Origin of the sequence: Dielma fastidiosa (genome assembly GCF_003475485.1) — a bacterium.
GTDB classification, from domain to species: Bacteria; Bacillota_I; Bacilli_A; order Erysipelotrichales; family Erysipelotrichaceae; genus Dielma; species Dielma fastidiosa.
Genome location: NZ_QRQL01000001.1, coordinates 328,323 through 345,573, shown reverse-complemented (window position 1 = coordinate 345,573; position 17,251 = coordinate 328,323). Strand labels below are relative to the sequence as shown.

General features: G+C 40.6%; 17 protein-coding genes, 1 other RNA gene and 2 pseudogenes. 16 read left to right on the top strand and 4 right to left on the bottom strand.

The window, feature by feature from the left end:
• The 4 genes and pseudogenes from DWZ33_RS01835 to DWZ33_RS01820 form a co-directional block, all read left to right on the top strand.
• Positions 1-1,251 carry a PTS sugar transporter subunit IIC gene (locus tag DWZ33_RS01835; protein ID WP_118453587.1) on the top strand — a complete coding sequence of 417 codons (1,251 nt, stop codon included), beginning with the start codon at positions 1-3 and terminating at the stop codon, positions 1,249-1,251.
• A gap of 13 nt (positions 1,252-1,264) precedes the next feature.
• Entirely contained in the window at positions 1,265-2,704 is a 1,440-nt protein-coding gene (locus tag DWZ33_RS01830; RefSeq protein ID WP_118453586.1) for a family 1 glycosylhydrolase, read from the top strand.
• Between the two features lie 161 nt (positions 2,705-2,865).
• On the top strand, positions 2,866-3,741 hold the full coding sequence (locus DWZ33_RS01825; RefSeq protein WP_118453585.1) for a MerR family transcriptional regulator: 876 nt from the start codon (positions 2,866-2,868) through the stop codon (positions 3,739-3,741).
• Positions 3,710-4,618 (top strand): annotated as a pseudogene (locus DWZ33_RS01820) (serine hydrolase domain-containing protein); the annotation flags it as partial. The gene DWZ33_RS01825 and the pseudogene DWZ33_RS01820, both read left to right, overlap by 32 nt.
• A 9-nt stretch (positions 4,619-4,627) precedes the next feature.
• Here the strand turns inward: DWZ33_RS01820 and DWZ33_RS18485 are convergent.
• Both DWZ33_RS18485 and DWZ33_RS01815 read right to left on the bottom strand, forming a co-directional pair.
• Positions 4,628-4,675 (bottom strand): annotated as a pseudogene (locus DWZ33_RS18485) (hypothetical protein); the annotation flags it as partial.
• Positions 4,676-4,756: 81 nt separating this feature from the next.
• Positions 4,757-5,257, bottom strand: a complete 501-nt coding sequence (locus DWZ33_RS01815; protein ID WP_022937595.1) for a hypothetical protein — start codon at positions 5,255-5,257, stop codon at positions 4,757-4,759.
• Between the two features lie 108 nt (positions 5,258-5,365).
• Here DWZ33_RS01815 and DWZ33_RS01810 point away from each other — a divergent pair, with 108 nt between their 5' ends.
• Genes DWZ33_RS01810 through nth form a run of 3 tightly spaced genes read left to right on the top strand, consistent with a single transcriptional unit; the run spans position 5,366 to position 6,977 of the window.
• Positions 5,366-5,815, top strand: a complete 450-nt coding sequence (locus tag DWZ33_RS01810) for a hypothetical protein (protein WP_147352864.1) — start codon at positions 5,366-5,368, stop codon at positions 5,813-5,815.
• Positions 5,812-6,345, top strand: coding sequence for a DnaD domain-containing protein (locus DWZ33_RS01805; RefSeq protein ID WP_022937597.1), 534 nt, complete (start codon positions 5,812-5,814; stop codon positions 6,343-6,345). Before DWZ33_RS01810 ends, DWZ33_RS01805 begins: the two co-directional genes overlap by 4 nt.
• Complete coding sequence (nth, locus tag DWZ33_RS01800) at positions 6,345-6,977, top strand: endonuclease III (RefSeq protein ID WP_118453582.1); 633 nt, start codon at positions 6,345-6,347, stop codon at positions 6,975-6,977. The genes DWZ33_RS01805 and nth overlap by 1 nt, the downstream gene beginning before the upstream one ends.
• 14 nt (positions 6,978-6,991) lie before the next feature.
• On the opposite strand, the gene DWZ33_RS01795 is transcribed toward nth, so the two are convergent.
• Complete coding sequence (locus tag DWZ33_RS01795) at positions 6,992-9,652, bottom strand: transglycosylase domain-containing protein (protein ID WP_022937599.1); 2,661 nt, start codon at positions 9,650-9,652, stop codon at positions 6,992-6,994.
• Complete coding sequence (gene recU / locus DWZ33_RS01790) at positions 9,642-10,256, bottom strand: Holliday junction resolvase RecU (RefSeq protein WP_022937600.1); 615 nt, start codon at positions 10,254-10,256, stop codon at positions 9,642-9,644. The genes DWZ33_RS01795 and recU overlap by 11 nt, the downstream gene beginning before the upstream one ends.
• 123 nt (positions 10,257-10,379) lie before the next feature.
• On the opposite strand from recU, the gene gpsB reads away from it, so the two are divergent.
• The 9 genes from gpsB (at position 10,380) to DWZ33_RS01745 (ending at position 17,247) form a co-directional block, all read left to right on the top strand.
• Positions 10,380-10,694, top strand: coding sequence for a cell division regulator GpsB (gene gpsB, locus DWZ33_RS01785; RefSeq protein WP_022937601.1), 315 nt, complete (start codon positions 10,380-10,382; stop codon positions 10,692-10,694).
• A gap of 5 nt (positions 10,695-10,699) precedes the next feature.
• Positions 10,700-11,035: RNase P RNA component class B (gene rnpB, locus DWZ33_RS01780), an RNA gene on the top strand.
• 370 nt (positions 11,036-11,405) lie between these two features.
• Positions 11,406-12,317, top strand: a complete 912-nt coding sequence (locus DWZ33_RS01775) for a helix-turn-helix domain-containing protein (RefSeq protein ID WP_022937602.1) — start codon at positions 11,406-11,408, stop codon at positions 12,315-12,317.
• A complete protein-coding gene (gene pgsA, locus DWZ33_RS01770) occupies positions 12,301-12,894 on the top strand; it encodes a CDP-diacylglycerol--glycerol-3-phosphate 3-phosphatidyltransferase (RefSeq protein ID WP_029473274.1) in 594 nt (197 codons plus the stop codon). Before DWZ33_RS01775 ends, pgsA begins: the two co-directional genes overlap by 17 nt.
• Entirely contained in the window at positions 12,894-13,457 is a 564-nt protein-coding gene (locus tag DWZ33_RS01765) for a CinA family protein (protein ID WP_022937604.1), read from the top strand. Before pgsA ends, DWZ33_RS01765 begins: the two co-directional genes overlap by 1 nt.
• On the top strand, positions 13,450-14,475 hold the full coding sequence (recA, locus tag DWZ33_RS01760; protein ID WP_022937605.1) for a recombinase RecA: 1,026 nt from the start codon (positions 13,450-13,452) through the stop codon (positions 14,473-14,475). Before DWZ33_RS01765 ends, recA begins: the two co-directional genes overlap by 8 nt.
• Before the next feature lie 145 nt (positions 14,476-14,620).
• Positions 14,621-16,174, top strand: a complete 1,554-nt coding sequence (gene rny, locus DWZ33_RS01755; protein WP_022937606.1) for a ribonuclease Y — start codon at positions 14,621-14,623, stop codon at positions 16,172-16,174.
• Positions 16,175-16,176: 2 nt separating this feature from the next.
• The gene (locus DWZ33_RS01750) at positions 16,177-16,953 is read left to right on the top strand and encodes a TIGR00282 family metallophosphoesterase (protein ID WP_118453581.1); all 777 of its coding nucleotides are present in this window, start codon (positions 16,177-16,179) and stop codon (positions 16,951-16,953) included.
• Positions 16,954-17,043: 90 nt separating this feature from the next.
• The gene (locus DWZ33_RS01745; protein ID WP_373127456.1) at positions 17,044-17,247 is read left to right on the top strand and encodes a 4Fe-4S binding protein; all 204 of its coding nucleotides are present in this window, start codon (positions 17,044-17,046) and stop codon (positions 17,245-17,247) included.
• The last annotated feature ends 4 nt before the right edge of the window (positions 17,248-17,251 follow it).

Sequence of the window (17,251 nt, the reverse complement as noted above, 5' to 3'; positions counted from 1 at the left end):
ATGAAAAAACTAATGACATTCATAGAGGGGACACTATTACCAGCTGTAAATAAATTCGGATCAAATAAATACATAGTTGCATTAAGAGATGGTATCGCAGCCATTATTCCATTTACGATTATTGGCAGTATCTTCATGATTATTACAAGTTTTCCGGTTAAAGCCTGGACCAATTTTATTGAACCTTACAGCGCTTATCTGAATATTCCTAATACTGTATGCATGGGCTTGATGGCAATTATTGCGGTTTATTCAGTGGCTTATAACGTCGCAAAACAGTTGGGTGTAAAACCAGTGTCGGCAGGCTTTGTTTCGCTGGTTGCATTTGTAATTACGCAGACTCAGCTTGATGGTACGATCAGTACGGCTAATTTTGGCTCAACTGGCTTATTCTTGGCGATTGTAATTGCATTGATTTCGACTAAAATCATTGAAATATTTGAGAAGAAAAATATTACGATTAAATTGCCCGCCAGCGTTCCTACCATGGTTGCTGATTCATTCTCTGTATTGATTCCAGGTTTTGTGGTAATTACCTTATTCTGGGTATTAACAAGTATTTTAGGCTTAGATCTTAACGCTATCCTGACTTTGATCTTTAGTCCGTTAGTCAGAGGCTTGGATACTTTGCCAGGTATGCTGTTAGTCGTTTTTGTTTCCTTAGCGCTTTGGTGCTGCGGAATTAATGAATCAGTTATTTCAGGGTTAACTTATCCAGTATGGTATGCTTTATTGGCTGAAAACACAGCAGCTTGGCAGGCTGGTGAAACCGTAACTCATATCGGTGCATATGGATTTCAATATTTTGGCTTCTGGATGGGTGGAACGGGCCTTACGATTGCTTTAGTATTACTAATGCTGCGGTCAAAAGTGAAAATGTATAACCAGTTAGGAAAGCTGTCAATTATTCCAGGTATTTTTGAAATCAATGAGCCAGTTGCTTTTGGCTTCCCAATCGTTTTTAATCCAATTATGTGGATTCCTTATATTTTAGCTCCGTTAGTAACGACAACATTATATTATTTTGCCTGCAGTATGGGTTTGATTGGCATGCCGGTAGTAGCTATTCCTTGGACGACACCGCCAGTATTAAATGGTTTCCTAGTTACCGGCGGTGATTGGCGGGCTGCGGTATTCCAATTAGTGATGCTGGTAATCGGTGTTATTATTTATTATCCATTCTTTAAATATGTTGAGAAAAAAGAATTGGCTGCCCAGCTGAGCGCTGAACAAAATGAAGCAATTCAGTAATTGAGAGGGACAAATGAAAACTTTAAAAGAAAATTTTTTATGGGGCGGAAGTATTGCCGCGCATCAATGTGAAGGCGCTTATCAGGAGGATGGCAAAGGGCTTGCGATTATGGATCTGGCAACGCAGGGCAGCTATGGGGTGCCGCGTGAATTTACAAAACAGGTTGAGCCTGGCAAAATCTATCCATCTCATGAGGGCATTGATTTTTATCATCGTTATAAAGAAGATATTAAATTATTTGCTGAAATGGGATTTAATTGTCTTAGAATTTCTATTGACTGGTCTCGGATATATCCAAGTGGTGATGAAGAAGTTCCTAATCAAAAGGGAATAGAATTCTATCAGCGGCTGGTTGATGAAATGCTGAGCTATGGAATAGAGCCGATGGTTACGCTTTATCATTTTGAAATGCCGGTTGAAATTGTCAGGCAATACGGTTCATGGGCAAATCGCAAAATTATTGATTTGTATTTGAAATTTGCTGAAACGATGTTTAAGGCATTAAACAATAAGGTACGGTATTGGGTTACTTTTAATGAATTAAACCATGTTGATCCAATGAGTAAGGCCTCCGATATGTTTACTTATTTAGTGGCTGGTATTAAGTATTCTGAACTGGAAAATCCTAAACAGATACTTGCGAATATCGGTTATAACATGAGCTTAGCGAGCGTGAAAGCTGCTTGTTTAGCCCGTAATATCAACGCTGATAATAAAGTGGGCTGTGTATTTGGCATTACACCATTTTATCCGGCAACACCGCATCCGGATGATGTCTTAGCGGCTTTTAAACAGACGATGCGTGATTTCTATCAAGTTGACGCTATGTGTTTTGGTCAATTTCCTCAATATAAAATAAATGAATATATCAGCAATGATATAAATATCGATATTCTTGAGGAAGATGAAAAGTTCTTTTTTGAAGGCAGATTGGATTTCTTAGGCTTTAACTATTATCAAAGTGAAATGTCATCGACGCTTAACACCAAACAAACGTCTGAAAACCGCGGCTTGCATGGCGGTTATATCAATCCCTACCTTGAAGTATCCGACTGGGGCTGGCCGATTGATGCAAAGGGTTTGCGATATATGCTTAACCTTGTTTATCGGCGGTATAACCTGCCGATCATTATCACAGAGAATGGTCTAGGAGCTGCTGATGAGGTCACTGCAAATAATGAAATTATTGATGATTATCGAATTAAATATTTGAATGATCATATCAGAGAATTGAAAAAAGCGGTTATTGAAGATGGTGTTGATTGTTTTGGGTATCTGATGTGGGGACCGATTGATTTGATCAGTGCGACAACTGGAGAGATGAAGAAACGATATGGCTTTATCTACGTTGATAAACAGGATGATGGGTCAGGGACACTCAACAGATACAGAAAGAAGTCTTTCAATTGGTATAAAGAAGTAATCGCCAGCAATGGCGAGAGTATTGAATAAAATTAAAGATTCCTCTACAGTTTAACTCACTGAAAAGGAATCTTTTTCTTGTTTCTATTAGATGGCAATCTATTTTTAATCATGTTATACTCCTTGTATTTCTGATATTGACTTTGCCCTTAGGGCAAGGTGTACCATAGATTTAGACAGGAGGTGGCTTTATGCTGACAATTGGTGAATTCTCAGCAATATGTAAGGTTTCTGCGAAAACATTGCGCTATTATGCTGAGATTGGCTTAATATTGCCAGAGCTTATCAATCGTGATACCGGTTATCGTTACTATTCGATGAATCAGCTTGAAACGATGCTGATCATTCAGCGATTAAAGAATTATGGCTTTTCATTAGAACAGATCAAGGCATTGATTCAATCAGAAAATAACTTCAGCGATCAGCTTTATTTGGCCTTGTCACAGCGCAAACAAGAAATGGAAAAGCAGATCCAGGCGATGAATGGTACCCTTGATCAGCTGGCTCACGATTTAGTGATTTTAAAGGAAGGTAAATCTATCCTTTCATATTTGGAGGATATCGATGTGCAGCTCACAGAGGTTCCTGAAATGAATCTTCTGTCAATCCGCAAGCTAGTTCAGCAGGCAGACTTTCCAGCAGCGTATGAGGATTGTTTCGCTGCCTTATTCAGAAAAATTGTGCAGGATCAGCTGACATGTGCAGCAGCGCCGATGGTGCTTTTTCACAGTGATGAATTCAGCCCTTGTGGGATGGATACTGAATTTGCGATACCGATCAAAGAGCGGGTAACCGGCACCAGAGCTTTTTTGCCTGGCCTCTGTTTGAAAAGTGTACTGACTGGTTCTTATGATAATCTGCCTTCTGTATATGCCAGACAGAGTGAATGGATCAATCAGGAAGGTTATGAAAGTAAGGACGCCTTATTTGAGGTCTATGTTAACGATCCTTCTCAGGTTGAAAGCTATGATCAGTTAATTACGGAAGTTTATCTGCCAATCCGAAAAAAAGAGAATGTGCTGAATCGAAAGGAAAATGCGTATTATGATAAATCAGGAGCAGTATAAAATAATTGAGAATTGTGTTATGAAAGATTACAAGAATACAGCCGGAATTGTTGTTATGAAAAAGGGTCAGCTTATGCTTGAGCAATATTTTAATGACTGTGATGCTGAAAGTATGGTTCATGTTTATTCCGTAACCAAAAGCATTGTTTCAATTCTTATCGGCATTGCATTAGATCAAGGATTCATTAAAAGCATTGATCAGAAGGTGCTTGATTTCTTTCCTGAATATGCGATTAAAAGAGGCGAGAAGCTGATCCAGCAGATAACCTTGCGTGACTTGCTGATCATGCAGGCACCATTTAAATATCGAATCCCGCCTTATTTGAAATATTTTAAGAGTGATGACTGGCTGCAATTTACACTGGACTTATTAGGCGGCCGAAAACCCGTTAAAACCTTTAACTATACACCCTTGATTGGCCCGGATATTTTTACCGGCATTTTACGCAGGTCCAGCGGCCAGACAGTGTTGGAATTTGCCAGAGAATACCTTTTTGAACCTTTGGAAATCAATGTCGAAAAGAGTATTTATTTTAACAGCAAAGAAGAACAGATGGCTTTCAATAAGGCTAAGGATATCAACGGCTGGGCAGCTGATCTGACGGGTCTAAACGCCGGTGGCTGGGGCTTAACGCTATCTGCGTTAGATATGGCTAAAATCGGTCAGTTATATTTAGATAACGGTCTTTGGGAAGGCAAACAAATCGTTTCTGAGCAGTGGGTAAAGATGAGTACAAAAAGACAAAATTTTTGGGAACAGGAAAAGCTGGCGTATGGTTATCTTTGGTGGGTTATTGATGAAGAGAAGCACTCAGCGGCAGCGGTTGGAGACGGCGGCAACGTGATCTATTATAATGCTGAGCATGATTTGGTTATAGCCATTACCTCGCTCTTTGTTCCCCGTGCGAAAGACCGCCTCGCATTTATAAAAAATACTATTGAGCCGCTTTTTATCGGCTGATGCTGAAACCGCAGCTTTTGCGGTTTTTTATACTAAAAAACGTGCCTTAGCACGTTAATTAACAGGTATCAATTCATTTCTTTTCAGGAAAGCCGTCAGATTTTCAATATCCGTTTTTGTATTTGCTGACCATTCAAAAGTATCTAGGATATCATAACCGCTGTCAAGTTTCTTTACTTTGACAATGGCTGGGATACTCTCTATTGAATAGAGATTTTTTATGATTTGATTGTTGTAGGTAGAGGATGAATCTTTATAGTTTATTTTATAAATTTCATCGAAGTGAATTTCACCGTTCTCATTGCTGATCTGCCTAAGCATAACTTCATCAAGATAGATACAATCTTCGTTCTCAGAATCATAGACAAATACATAAATCGTATGATCCTCAGCAGCTTCAAATACATCTGTTATTTCACTTTCTTTATAAAGTTTAGCATTTACGACACTTAAATTTACTTTTTGCAGCTTCATGTAAGTATACAGCAAAGATAAGGCGGCAAGGATGGCGAAAATTGCTACTGCGACAGCGGCAATCTTAAGCGTTTTTTTCATAATAAATCACCCCGTACTATTTATTTTAACATAACCAAGATTTTATGACAATAACCCTTAACTTAATGTATAATAGAGGAGACGAAGGTTGGAAGGAATGATTCGCTTTTGAAAATACAGAGTAAATTAATATCGTTGTTTATGGTCTTGCTGCTGCTGATTCTGATTGTTGTTAATTATGCGCTCAATATCAGCGGGCCGGCTATTAAGGCAGAGGCTGAAGAAAAACAGATGATTTTAAAGATACAGGAAGAATACCCGCAGTGTGAGGATTTTTATCGTCATAGTTTTCGTTATGTGACATATTCAGCAGCAGATGCGGAAAAGATTTACTGGTTCAATCAGTTTGGTGAGCTGATTCAGTCAAAAACAAAAGCGTCGGCACAAACTGCTGAAGCGCTGCGAATCGCGGCTGAATATGGTTTCAGTGACATTGCGCCGGTTTATGGCTATGGTTATGAAAATGCCGTATATGTATTTGAGCAAAAGGGTACTTATCTGTATCTTGATTATGATACACTTGAGGTAGTTTATTATATGAAGGAGAAGCTGGTATGAGCAAATGGTTTGAGAAGGATTACATTGATCGGATCAGTTATATCCTGAGTGAGTTTGAAACGATCAATCTGAATGCTGAAGAGGGAATGGTTGTTTTGCTGATTCAGTTTTATAATGATCATAAACAGACGATTGAAGCGGCATCTATTGCGCAAAAGCTGAAGGTGGATGTGGATCGGATAGATGAAATTATCAATGGTTTAAGTGAGAAGGGATATTTAAAGATCAGCTTTACGAATCGAACTTTAGAATTTAATTTAGATGGTATTTTTGAACATAGTGAAGAGGCTATGGAGTTTAATGAAACCTTGTTTGAAATGTTTGAGAATGAATTTAAACGGCCTTTGACACAGATTGAACTGCAGCGGTTAAGTGATTGGATTAAAACTTATGAATTGAAATTAATCAGCTATGCGCTTCGAGAGGCTTCAATTAATAAAAAATGGAGCTTTGACTACATCGATAAAATTCTTTATGAATGGCAGCGCAAGGGGATTACAGCTGAGAAATATGAAAGCGGGGATAAATAATGACAACGGATGAAATACTTGATGAACTTGAATTGATTTTTCCAAATGCTGAATGTGAATTGATTCATAAAAATGCGTATGAATTATTGATTGCTGTAATTTTATCCGCGCAGACAACCGATGTGTCAGTGAATAAGATTACGCCAGCCTTGTTTGAGCGCTTTCCTACCCCACAGCTATTGGCGAAGGCTGAGCTTAGTGAGATTGAGCCATACATTCATTCAATTGGTCTCTACCGCAATAAAGCGCGTTCAATCAAGGGCTGCGCTGCTGCCTTAGTAGAGAAGCATCAAGGCATAGTGCCTTCGACTATGAAAGAATTGACTGCCTTGCCTGGCTGCGGAAGAAAAACGGCAAATGTCGTGCTCAGCGTTGCTTTTGATGTACCAGCCATTGCTGTTGATACCCATGTTGAACGGGTAAGCAAACGACTGGGATTAGCGAAACCGGATGACAGCGTGCTTGAAGTAGAGAAAAAATTAAAACGTAAGATTAAAAGAGAACGCTGGAATAAGAGTCATCATTTATTTATCTTCTTTGGCAGATATTTATGTATGGCGCGAAATCCTCAATGTGAGCGCTGTCCATTTCAGTCAATATGTAAACGAAAAAAAATTGAAGCTGTCAGTTAGCTTCAATTTTTTTATTATTCATCGGTTGGATCTAAAGGCTCTTCAGTATTTGGATCATCCTTGTGATTGTTTTGAGGATCGTTTTTATCTGTATCTGAAGGAGTTTGATTGCCTGGACCAATTGGTTCATTTGGATCAGTAGGATCGGTTGGACGATTTGGCCGTTCATCATCATCTTTAGACTCAATTGTCGTACAGATCTTATTGCTGGCGGCGATACCGTTCTTGTAGGCGTAACTGCCGCAGACCTCAACCTTTTGTCCCGGCATGATCGGCAGTAATTCAGACGCTGTATCAGTGGCATAATCGAAGGAACCAAGACTAATGTTATTGCTGGTTACTTCAACACGGTAAACAACCTCACCGAAGATTGCACTTGGATCGTAAAGCTTTGTACCGGAGAAGTTCGGATAACCTTCAACGCCGTGATATTTGCCGTCAAATGGTTCGAGCTTTTCAGCTTCCGGATATGGCGTGAACTTGAAGTTAACTTTAGAGGTAGCATCGTCAAGCTCAGCAGTAAACGTTTTTAATTCAGATAATTCATCAGGCTTTAATTCATTCAATGTCGCAAATTCACTCTTAATTAAACCGGTCGAAATCATTTCATCCGGTGTTCCTTCAGGTACTGCGTAATAACCATTATCGAAGGCACCCTTCACATGGGTTACTGATACAATGCCTGACGGCTGTTGAATTGCTGACGGATAATTATTTTGATGGATAAAATCAAAGAGTTTTTTATTGATTTGTCCCGGTACATTCAAGAGCATTTTATTCGTATCAAACCAAGTAAACTTACCAGCAACTGGTTCATCATAACCTGCCCATGTAGCGGCTGTATACTTCGAAGTATAAACAACCATCCATTTATCTTTCATGGCAACTTCTGGGATACCGTATGCGAGTCCATCCTGTGCCCAGTCTGTCGTACCGGTCTTACCATAAACAGGATATGGTGAAATCATGATTTGAAGCAGATTCTGCCAATTTGTGCTGACTGCATCTTCAAGCAATACTGACATCAAATAAGCAGCCTGCGGTGAAATTACATTTACAGATTCATAATTAGGTTCAATGCTTTCGGTCTTGCCGTCTTTAAATACAATCTTGCGGATCGTATGCGGCTCAATGTAGTTACCATTATTGGCAAAGATGGAGAAAGCGCCGGCCATTTCAACAGGAGTCGTCGTCATATCAGCACCGCCGATACCATAACCGAAGGAGAAGTCTTCGGCAGTCAGATTTTCAAAGGCTGAGAAGCCGAGCTTTTTCATATGTTCCAGAACTTTGTCAACACCGATTGTATCACACAGTTCCTGAAGGGCTGTAATCGCTGTTGTATTTAAGGAAACAGCTACGGCATACTGATAAGTAACATCACCGCGGTTCTGACCGTCGGCATTATAGAATGGTGTATTTGTACCACGGTATTTCATCGGGGCATCAAGCAGGATATGATCAGTTGCCCAGCCCAGATAATCAAAGGTCAGACAGTAATCAATCAACGGTTTAATTGAAGATCCGGACTGCTTAACTACACCATAAGCACGATTTCGCCGATTGTCGCCGTCATAGCCGCGGCCGCCGCCCAATGCGATGATCTCACCGTTTTGATTATTCATCAGAGAGAAACCAACCTGGAATAGTTCATCATTTTCAGGATAATTAATACCTGCTTCACCATTTAGAATCTGATCCGCTAATTCCTGCGCACCGCGATCCATACTCGTATAGATTTCCATGCCGACTACCGTTGGATCAAGGCCGCCGGTCAATTCAATAATTTCTTCACGTACTTTATCGATATAGCTTAAATAAGGAGAGGTTTCAAATACGATAGGCCCGCTCAGCTGGAACGCCAATTCAGTATTGGCAGCCAATTCATGCTCTTCTTCAGTAATATAGCCGTGATACAGCATCAAATCGAGCGTTTCATTGCGCCGTTCAATGGCTGCGTCATAGTTGTAATATGGATCAAATCCGTTTGGCGCGTTGATAACACCGGCCAGGAAGGCTGCTTCGGATAACGTAACCTGCGAGACATCCTTGCCAAAATAATATTGAGCTCCTTTTTGAATGCCGCGGGCTGGACCGCCAAAGTTAATCAGATTGAGGTACTTTTCAAGAATTTGCTGCTTTGAGATATGACTTTCAGCCTGCATACTTAAGAAAATTTCCTGCACCTTACGGGCAATGCGGACAAAGCCGTTCGGCGCTTTTTCAAGCTTTGACATATGAGATACGTCAATCATCTGCATGGTCAGCGTTGAACCGCCCTGACCAAGATTTCCCTGTTTAACATTTTCAAGCGCTGATTTTATAAAACGGGGAAGGTCAAAACCGTTATGTTTATAGAAACGGGAATCCTCGATAGAAAGGAAGGCATCAACGACAACTTGAGGTATCTGATCATAAGACACATTTTCACGCGTGCCATCCTCACGGCTTAATTCAATAATAACGTTGCCGTCAGTATCATAAATTACCGAGCTTTCCTGAGTTTCTAATGAACTGGCATCATACTTTGGTGCATCAGGATCATTCAGAATGCCATCCAGCAAGTAGAAAGCCGAAACACTGCCGATCAGGACCAGCGAAAGAATAACGATAATGATCGAATTCAGTACCTTAACCCCTTTGCTGCCTTTTTTTATATTGTTGTTATTTTCCATTTTTATCCTCCATGAAATAAAGCTCATCAACATTATCCAGATAGTTCAGACGCGGTGTCAAACCTTCTCTGATCAGTGATCCGTGAGCGCGAATCTCCTGAATCGTTAATGATTTTTTTGTTTCATTGTTATAAGCATCAATCACATATGCAGCATCTAAAAGATAAGTTTCATTCAGGCATGTAAAGCGGATTATGACAAATCCGATACCGCCGTGAAGCAATACTTTTTCAAGATGCTTGATTTGATGCGGGTGAATTGCTTTAAATGTAAAGCTGGTCCGGTTTTTGGTTTCTTTAGCCTCAAAATCAATCGCTTTACCCCGGTAGATGCCGTTATAATCTGTTGTTGAGGGCGTTTTATAATAAGCCTCAACGATCTTGGCGCTGCTTCGTTTGGGATAATCAACTCTTACAACCTGAATCGGCGTCGGTTTCTTATGTATCAAAGCACGGTCAATTTCAATATAATAGTCATTGCTGGCGTTGATATCACTTTCCAGCGTCATGCCGCGTCCCATATGACTGAGCCGGGCATCGACTTTCAGCGCTTCCGCCGCGGACGTCTGCAAAACATTTGTTTTTTTGGTTGGATAACCAATCATAGTATCACCTTTTACTATTATAACCAATTTGCTTTCTTATTTCCATAGCAAACTAAATTGCTTCTGATTTTACTTGATTTTTGTGCAAAGATTTGAGAAACTATTAGGGTGGAAGGTGATTGTATGGACAGAAGATTCAATTTAAAGGTCGAAGATGTGCTTGAAAAGCAGTTTAATATCGATTTTAAAGGTTATGCCGCCAGTGAAGTTGATGAATTTCTGGATATGGTGATTCAGGATTACCAGCAGTATGAGGAAATGATTCAGGAACTGGGCGCGACGATGCAGAAGTATGAAAATACAATTGAAACCATGAAAGCAAAAATATCTGAATTGGAAACCAGCAGTAAAAATGCTGAAGAACACGTGGCTGCTTACAGCAATGTGGATATTTTAAAACGTCTTTCACGTTTGGAAGCTGAAGTTTTCAAACGCTAAAGTTAACATTTGGGCAACCGCTGACTGCCTGCAGTTAGAGGAAAGTCCATGCTCGCACGTCCTGCGATGGACGTAGTGTTTGTGCTGGCTGAATCAATAAGGCCAGGCAGAGAAATCTGACGGCCGGTAATTCGCCTAAGGGAAACTATGGCGGAACCGTTAATGTGCCACAGAGACGAGCGCTGAAGAAATTCAGCGGATGGAACGGGTAAACCCCACAAGCGAGAAACCCAAATTTGGTAGGGGAATCTGTGTGAATGAACTGAAAGGATCACAGGACATAGCAATATGTAGATAAATGGTTGCCACTTCTTAGGAAGGACAGAACATGGCTTACAAAATGTTGACTTTAAACACTCCTTGTGAGTGTTTTTTAATTTCATCAAAAATGAGGATGATTTTCTAGTGATATTATAGAATATACCCATTCACTTATGACAGCAGCTTGTATGAAAGGAATAAAATTGGCATAAATACAATATTTTTCTTTATGGAATTGCATGTTTAAATGATGATTGGAATTTTACTTAATTTTAGAAGAAAATGGTAAAATTATGTTTTTTCTTGTTGTTTCGATAAATCCGTGCTTTTCTATAAAAAATCGGTTATACTAAATGAGGCAGGTGAGTGGTTCTTGTGTTTATTTACTTTCCTTGCTGAAATTGATATAATAAATTATAATGAATTAAAATACCGACAAAGGGTGATTAAATGAAAGAAATAGGAGAACTTCTAAAACAAAAAAGACTTGAAAAAGGTTACACCATAGATGAAGTCAGTGACAAGACTCGTTTATCTATTCCTCATATTAAAGCGATCGAAGCCGGCAATGTAGATTATTTTAAAAATGATTTACCTTATCTTCGGTATTTTCTGCGTTCTTATTGTGAATTGGTTGATGTTGATTTTGATTCAATCAAGGATCAGCTGCAGGATGTTGTAGAGGAGTATACGCATACTTTTTCTATTAAATCCATGGAAGAACATAAAAAAATTGAAGAGCATGTACGCACGCATAATGCCGAACAGAAGAAAACCCAAAAGAGCAAGAAGCGTAAATCACGCCAGCATATTGATTTTTCATTGATATCTTTTCTGACCATTGTTATTATCGTGATTGCTTCGGTTATATTTGTAGCGGGATTCTTTATTTTAAGAAATATGCAGACACCGCTGCAGCCTAATCCACCGATTGTTACACCGACGCCAAGCGATCAAGTTCCTGATCCTGTACCTGTTGAACCAGAACCTGATCCTGAACCGGAAGCTACGCTGAATGTTTCTGCGAAGGATGCGACAACTTATGTGATCAGCGGTTATGGTGACGCGGAAGAATTGACGCTGACTGTTGAATTTGTGCCGCGCGCGTGGTTCCAGGCTACCAAGGATGGTGTAGTGCTGAGTGACCCAACGGCGAAAATCTATGAATCCGGTGAGACGCTGCAATTAAAGCTGAATCCGAGTGTGGATAAGGTGCTGGATCTTAGAATTGGTTATTTTGCGGGAATGAAATTTAAAGTGAATGATGTAGAAGTGAAGCTGGATGATTCAATTGCTAATACACCTGGATCATTGACTATCAGCTTTGAAATTGGAGGAAAATCTAGTGAATCTGCCGAATAAATTATCTTGTTTCAGAATGGCAATTGTGCCGCTGATCGTTCTTGTTATGCTGTTTCCTTACGCACAGTTCTCAATTGCAATGCCGGATTTTCAGTTTGGCTTTGTGACCTTGCCATTAAAGAATATTTTAGTGCTGGTGCTTTTCGCAATTGCTTCGTTTACGGATTTTCTTGATGGTCATATTGCCCGTTCAAGAAATCTGATAACTTCTTTTGGGAAATTTATCGATCCTATTGCGGATAAGCTGCTGGTAAATACAATGTTTGTGATGTTTGCCGCAACTGCGGTTGTACCGGTAGTGCCGGTCGTTATTATGATTTGGCGGGATACGATTGTAGATGGTCTGCGAATGAATGCGGCGCAGAAGGGAAAGGTTGTAGCTGCCGGTTTCCTTGGTAAACTGAAAACAGTTACGCAGATGCTGGCGATTATAGTGATACTGCTGAATAATCTGCCGTTTGAATTAGTTCGTTTTCCGATGAGTGATTTTTTACTTTGGTTTGCGACATTGATTTCGGTAGCGTCAGGAATTTCTTATTTTATGCAGCTTAAGGATATTATTATGGAGTCAATGTAATGCAGGCATTGGTTGATGCATTGAAAGCAGAAGCGCTGAGTATCGGCACCTGTGAGAGTTTAACCGGCGGTATGTTTGCCTCTGAGCTGACTTCAGTGCCGGGGGTATCTGCTGTTTTTAAAGGTGGGTTTGTTACCTATTGGAATACATGTAAAATTGATGTTGTGCATGTAAGTGCGGAAACGATTGATAAATACGGTGTTGTGTCAGCACCGACCGCAATTGAAATGGCTGAAAAAAGCCGGCTGCTGCTTGAATGCGGCTGCTGTATCTCTTTTACCGGCAATGCCGGTCCTGATGTTTTGGAAGGTAAACCGGCTGGCCTAGTTTACAGCGCGGTGGCTTTTGATGACGCGGTTTATGTTTATAAGCTTCAGTTAAGCGGCGAGCGAAACGCGTTAAGGCATCAGGTATGTGAAGTAATGAAAGAAATTCTGCGGCAGCTTGTGGGAAGCCGGCATGCAGCTGATTTTGAAAAGCAGCATCAAAGATTAATAGAAAATTTAGGCATTATGGAGTATAACGCATATATAAAAAGTGTGAAGGAGCAGAATCATGGATGAAAAGAAAACAGATAAGATGTTAGAGAAGGAAGCGGATAAAAAGGATTCACTGCTTCAAGATACAATTAAACAAATTGAGAAACAATATGGCAAGGGTTCAATTATGAAATTAGGGGACCGTGCCAATGTGGATATTGATGCGATTCCTTCCGGTTCAATTAAACTGGATTTAGCATTGGGTATCGGCGGGTATCCGAAGGGCAGAATTATTGAAATTTATGGTCCTGAATCAAGCGGTAAGACAACCTTAGCGCTGCATGCGATTGCGGAGGTGCAGAAACGCGGCGGCCGTGCGGCTTTTATCGATGCTGAAAATGCGATTGATCCGCTTTATGCACAGAATTTGGGTGTGCAGATTAATGATTTGATTCTGTCACAGCCGGATAGCGGTGAACAGGCTCTTGAAATTACTGAATTGCTGATTAAATCGAATGCAATTGATTTAGTTGTCATTGACTCAGTCGCTGCCTTGGTGCCGCAGGCTGAATTAGACGGTGAAATGAGTGATTCACAGGTTGGCCTTCAGGCACGTTTGATGTCAAAGGCGATGCGTAAGCTGGCGGGAGTGATGAACCGCAGTGAATGTACGGCGATTTTTATTAATCAGCTGCGTGAGAAGGTAGGCATCATGTTCGGTAATCCGGAGACGACGCCGGGTGGCCGTGCTTTGAAATTCTATTCTTCTGTGCGCCTTGATATCCGTAAGAGTGAGGCAATTAAAAATGGCTCTGATATCATCGGTAATAAAGTGAATGTCAAAGTAGTTAAAAATAAGGTTGCGCCGCCATTTAAGGTCGCAGCGATTGAAATTATGTATGGCGAAGGAATTTCCTTTGTCGGCGAGCTTGTCGATTTATGTGTTGATTATGAAGTCATCCAGAAGAGCGGTGCTTGGTTCTCTTATAAGGGAGACAAGATCGGTCAGGGCCGTGAAGCGGTTAAGGCTTATCTTAAGGCGAATAAGGATGTTCAGGATGAAATTTACGGCTTGCTGAAAGAAAAATTGAATGCCAGATAACAAGAGATGCACAGCATCTCTTTTGCATTTTCAGGAATACTTGTTAAGTTTAAATAATTTGGGTTGTGAAATGTGTGAGAATTGTGTAAAATAATAAAGGGAGTTTTATTTACTCTCTCATAAAATGACAAAAGGAGGTCAGAGGATGGAAAATCCTATTACTTTTCTCTTGTCAGGGATGATAGGTTTAGTTCTTGGTATCGTCATTATGGCGATCAGATCAAGGGCTGGTTTAAATAGGGATCAACAAAAGGCGGAGGAAATCCTGAAGGAAGCGAAGGCGAAAGCTGATAATACGCTGAAACAGGCAATCCTGGATGGCCGCACACAAACTCATGAAATGAAGCTTGCTGCTGAAAAAGAAATTAAAGAACGTAAACAGGAAGTTTCGGATATGGAAAATAAATTGCTTCGCAGAGAAGATAATTTGAATTTTCGTGATGAAACTTTAACAACTAAAGAACAGCAGATTGATCAGAAAAACAGTCAATTAACTAAAAAAATGTCTGAACTAGACGAGATGGAAAAGAAACTTCAGGAGAAAATCGATGTCCAGGTAACGGAATTGGAAAGAGTTGCCGCTATGTCGACGAATGAAGCGAAGAAAGAATTATTCGATATCGTAGAAAAACGTATGGAGAATGAAGTAGTTGCATATATCAAAGAAAAAGAAGATGAGGCGAAGAGTGTTGCTGCTGAAAAGGCGCGCAATATCATTGCTTTATCCATTCAGCGTTTATCTCAGGATGAAGCGGTGGAACGGACAGTTTCTGTTGTAACGCTGCCGACAGAAGAGATGAAGGGACGTATTATCGGCCGTGAAGGACGTAATATCAAGGCAATTGAACAGGCTACGGGTGTTGATTTAATTATTGATGATACACCGGAAACCATTACTGTTTCATGCTTTGATCCAATCCGCCGTGAGGTAGCCCGCATCGCTCTTGAAACTTTGATTCGTGATGGCCGCATCCAGCCGGGCAGAATCGAAGAAGTTGTAAACAAGGTGCGTAATGAAATTAATGCCAACATTGTTAAGGTTGGTGAGGATACCGTATTTAAGCTGGGTATCGGTAAGATCGACCGTGAGATCGTTAAATTGATCGGCCGTCTGAAATATCGTTACAGCTATGGTCAAAATGCCCTCCAGCATTCGATGGAGGTTGCTTATCTGACTGGCATGATGGCCGCTGAATTAGGCTTGAATCAAAATCTTGCAAAACGTGCGGGCTTACTGCATGATATTGGCAAGGCACTTGATTTTGAAGTGGAAGGCAGTCATATTGAGCTTGGTTATAAGTTCTGCAAGAAGCATGGTGAAAGTGACGTTGTGCTGAATGCAATACAGTCGCATCACGGTGAAGTAGAACCTACTTATCTGATTTCTAATCTTGTACAGGCTGCCGATACATTAAGCGCGGCTCGTCCGGGTGCCCGTTATGAGGCAATGCAGAATTATATCAACCGCCTTGAGGAATTAGAGAAAATTACTAAGAGCTTTGATGGTGTTGATCAGTGCTATGCGATTCAGGCAGGCCGTGAGATTCGTGTTTTGGTTCATCCGGATAAAGTGGATGATAACGCATGTACGAAGCTGGCCCGCGGTATTCGTGATAAGATTGAGGCTGAGCTTACTTATCCAGGCCAAATCAAGGTTACGGTTATTCGTGAATTAAGAGCGAGTGAATTGGCTAAATAACGATGAAAATTTTATTTGTTGGTGATGTGGTTGGCAGTGTCGGCCGCCAGATGGTGATCGATACAATACCGCATCTAAGAGAAGAAAAAGCGATTGATATGGTGATCTGCAACGGCGAAAATGCTGCCCATGGCAAGGGGATTACCAAAAAAATCTACAATCAGCTGATTGCCGCTGGCATCGATGTGATTACAATGGGAAATCATACTTTTTCTAAAAATGATATCCTGCTGTTTATCGATGAAGCTGATCGGCTGGTCAGACCGATGAATATGGAACCGACGGAACCTGGGCAAAGCACTTGTGTGGTCCAAATCGGCGGTAAAAAAATCGCGGTAAGCAATCTCAGCGGTGAGGTGTTTATGAATAATATCACAGATTCACCGTTTGCCTGTATGGAAGATATTTTAGAGGCATATGAGGACTGTGATCTGCATGTTGTTGATTTGCATGCCGAGGCTACCAGTGAGAAGATAGCGTTTACTTATTGCTTCGCGAACCAGCTGGCTGCCGTTGTCGGTACGCATACCCATGTACAGACTGCTGATGAGCGGATCGTTGACGGCTGTGCCGCGATCAGTGATCTTGGCATGTGCGGCCCTTACAACAGTGTGCTGGGGCGTGATATTGATGAAGTGATCGCGCGTTTTAACGGTGAAAAGACGAAATATACAATGGCGTCAGGCCCTGGTATCTTCTGTGGCTTGATCGTAGAAATTGATGATATCAGCAATCGCGCAGTCAGCGTTGAACGGATACAAATTAAGGAAGAAGCGTAAATTTGCACTTCTTCTTTTTTTTCTTCAGTGATAGATTTTTATTCAGTTTCCAGGCTTAAAATACTTGCAGTAGATACAACTTATGTTATAATAGTTAAGAAAGAAAAAGGAGGATTTATCATGCCAGTAAAAATTAACGAAGATACTTGCATCGGTTGCGGTGCTTGTGTAGGTGTTTGCCCAGTTGGTGCATTGTCAATGAACGATGACTCTAAATCAACATGTGATGAAGGAACATGTATTGATTGCGGTGCTTGTGTATCAACTTGCCCAGTAGAAGCCATTTCACAATAAACCA

What these genes read in the sequence shown, in the direction of transcription:
- DWZ33_RS01835 (WP_118453587.1), top strand. Translation starts at nt 1, where the DNA reads ATGAAAAAACTAATGACATTCATAGAGGGGACACTATTACCAGCTGTA.
- recA (WP_022937605.1), top strand. Translation starts at nt 13,450, where the DNA reads ATGGATGAAAAGAAAACAGATAAGATGTTAGAGAAGGAAGCGGATAAA.
- nth (WP_118453582.1), top strand. Translation starts at nt 6,345, where the DNA reads ATGACAACGGATGAAATACTTGATGAACTTGAATTGATTTTTCCAAAT.
- DWZ33_RS01830 (WP_118453586.1), top strand. Translation starts at nt 1,265, where the DNA reads ATGAAAACTTTAAAAGAAAATTTTTTATGGGGCGGAAGTATTGCCGCG.
- DWZ33_RS01815 (WP_022937595.1), bottom strand. Translation starts at nt 5,257, where the DNA reads ATGAAAAAAACGCTTAAGATTGCCGCTGTCGCAGTAGCAATTTTCGCC.
- DWZ33_RS01765 (WP_022937604.1), top strand. Translation starts at nt 12,894, where the DNA reads ATGCAGGCATTGGTTGATGCATTGAAAGCAGAAGCGCTGAGTATCGGC.
- DWZ33_RS01805 (WP_022937597.1), top strand. Translation starts at nt 5,812, where the DNA reads ATGAGCAAATGGTTTGAGAAGGATTACATTGATCGGATCAGTTATATC.
- DWZ33_RS01750 (WP_118453581.1), top strand. Translation starts at nt 16,177, where the DNA reads ATGAAAATTTTATTTGTTGGTGATGTGGTTGGCAGTGTCGGCCGCCAG.
- recU (WP_022937600.1), bottom strand. Translation starts at nt 10,256, where the DNA reads ATGATTGGTTATCCAACCAAAAAAACAAATGTTTTGCAGACGTCCGCG.
- rny (WP_022937606.1), top strand. Translation starts at nt 14,621, where the DNA reads ATGGAAAATCCTATTACTTTTCTCTTGTCAGGGATGATAGGTTTAGTT.
- DWZ33_RS01795 (WP_022937599.1), bottom strand. Translation starts at nt 9,652, where the DNA reads ATGGAAAATAACAACAATATAAAAAAAGGCAGCAAAGGGGTTAAGGTA.
- DWZ33_RS01825 (WP_118453585.1), top strand. Translation starts at nt 2,866, where the DNA reads ATGCTGACAATTGGTGAATTCTCAGCAATATGTAAGGTTTCTGCGAAA.
- DWZ33_RS01775 (WP_022937602.1), top strand. Translation starts at nt 11,406, where the DNA reads ATGAAAGAAATAGGAGAACTTCTAAAACAAAAAAGACTTGAAAAAGGT.
- gpsB (WP_022937601.1), top strand. Translation starts at nt 10,380, where the DNA reads ATGGACAGAAGATTCAATTTAAAGGTCGAAGATGTGCTTGAAAAGCAG.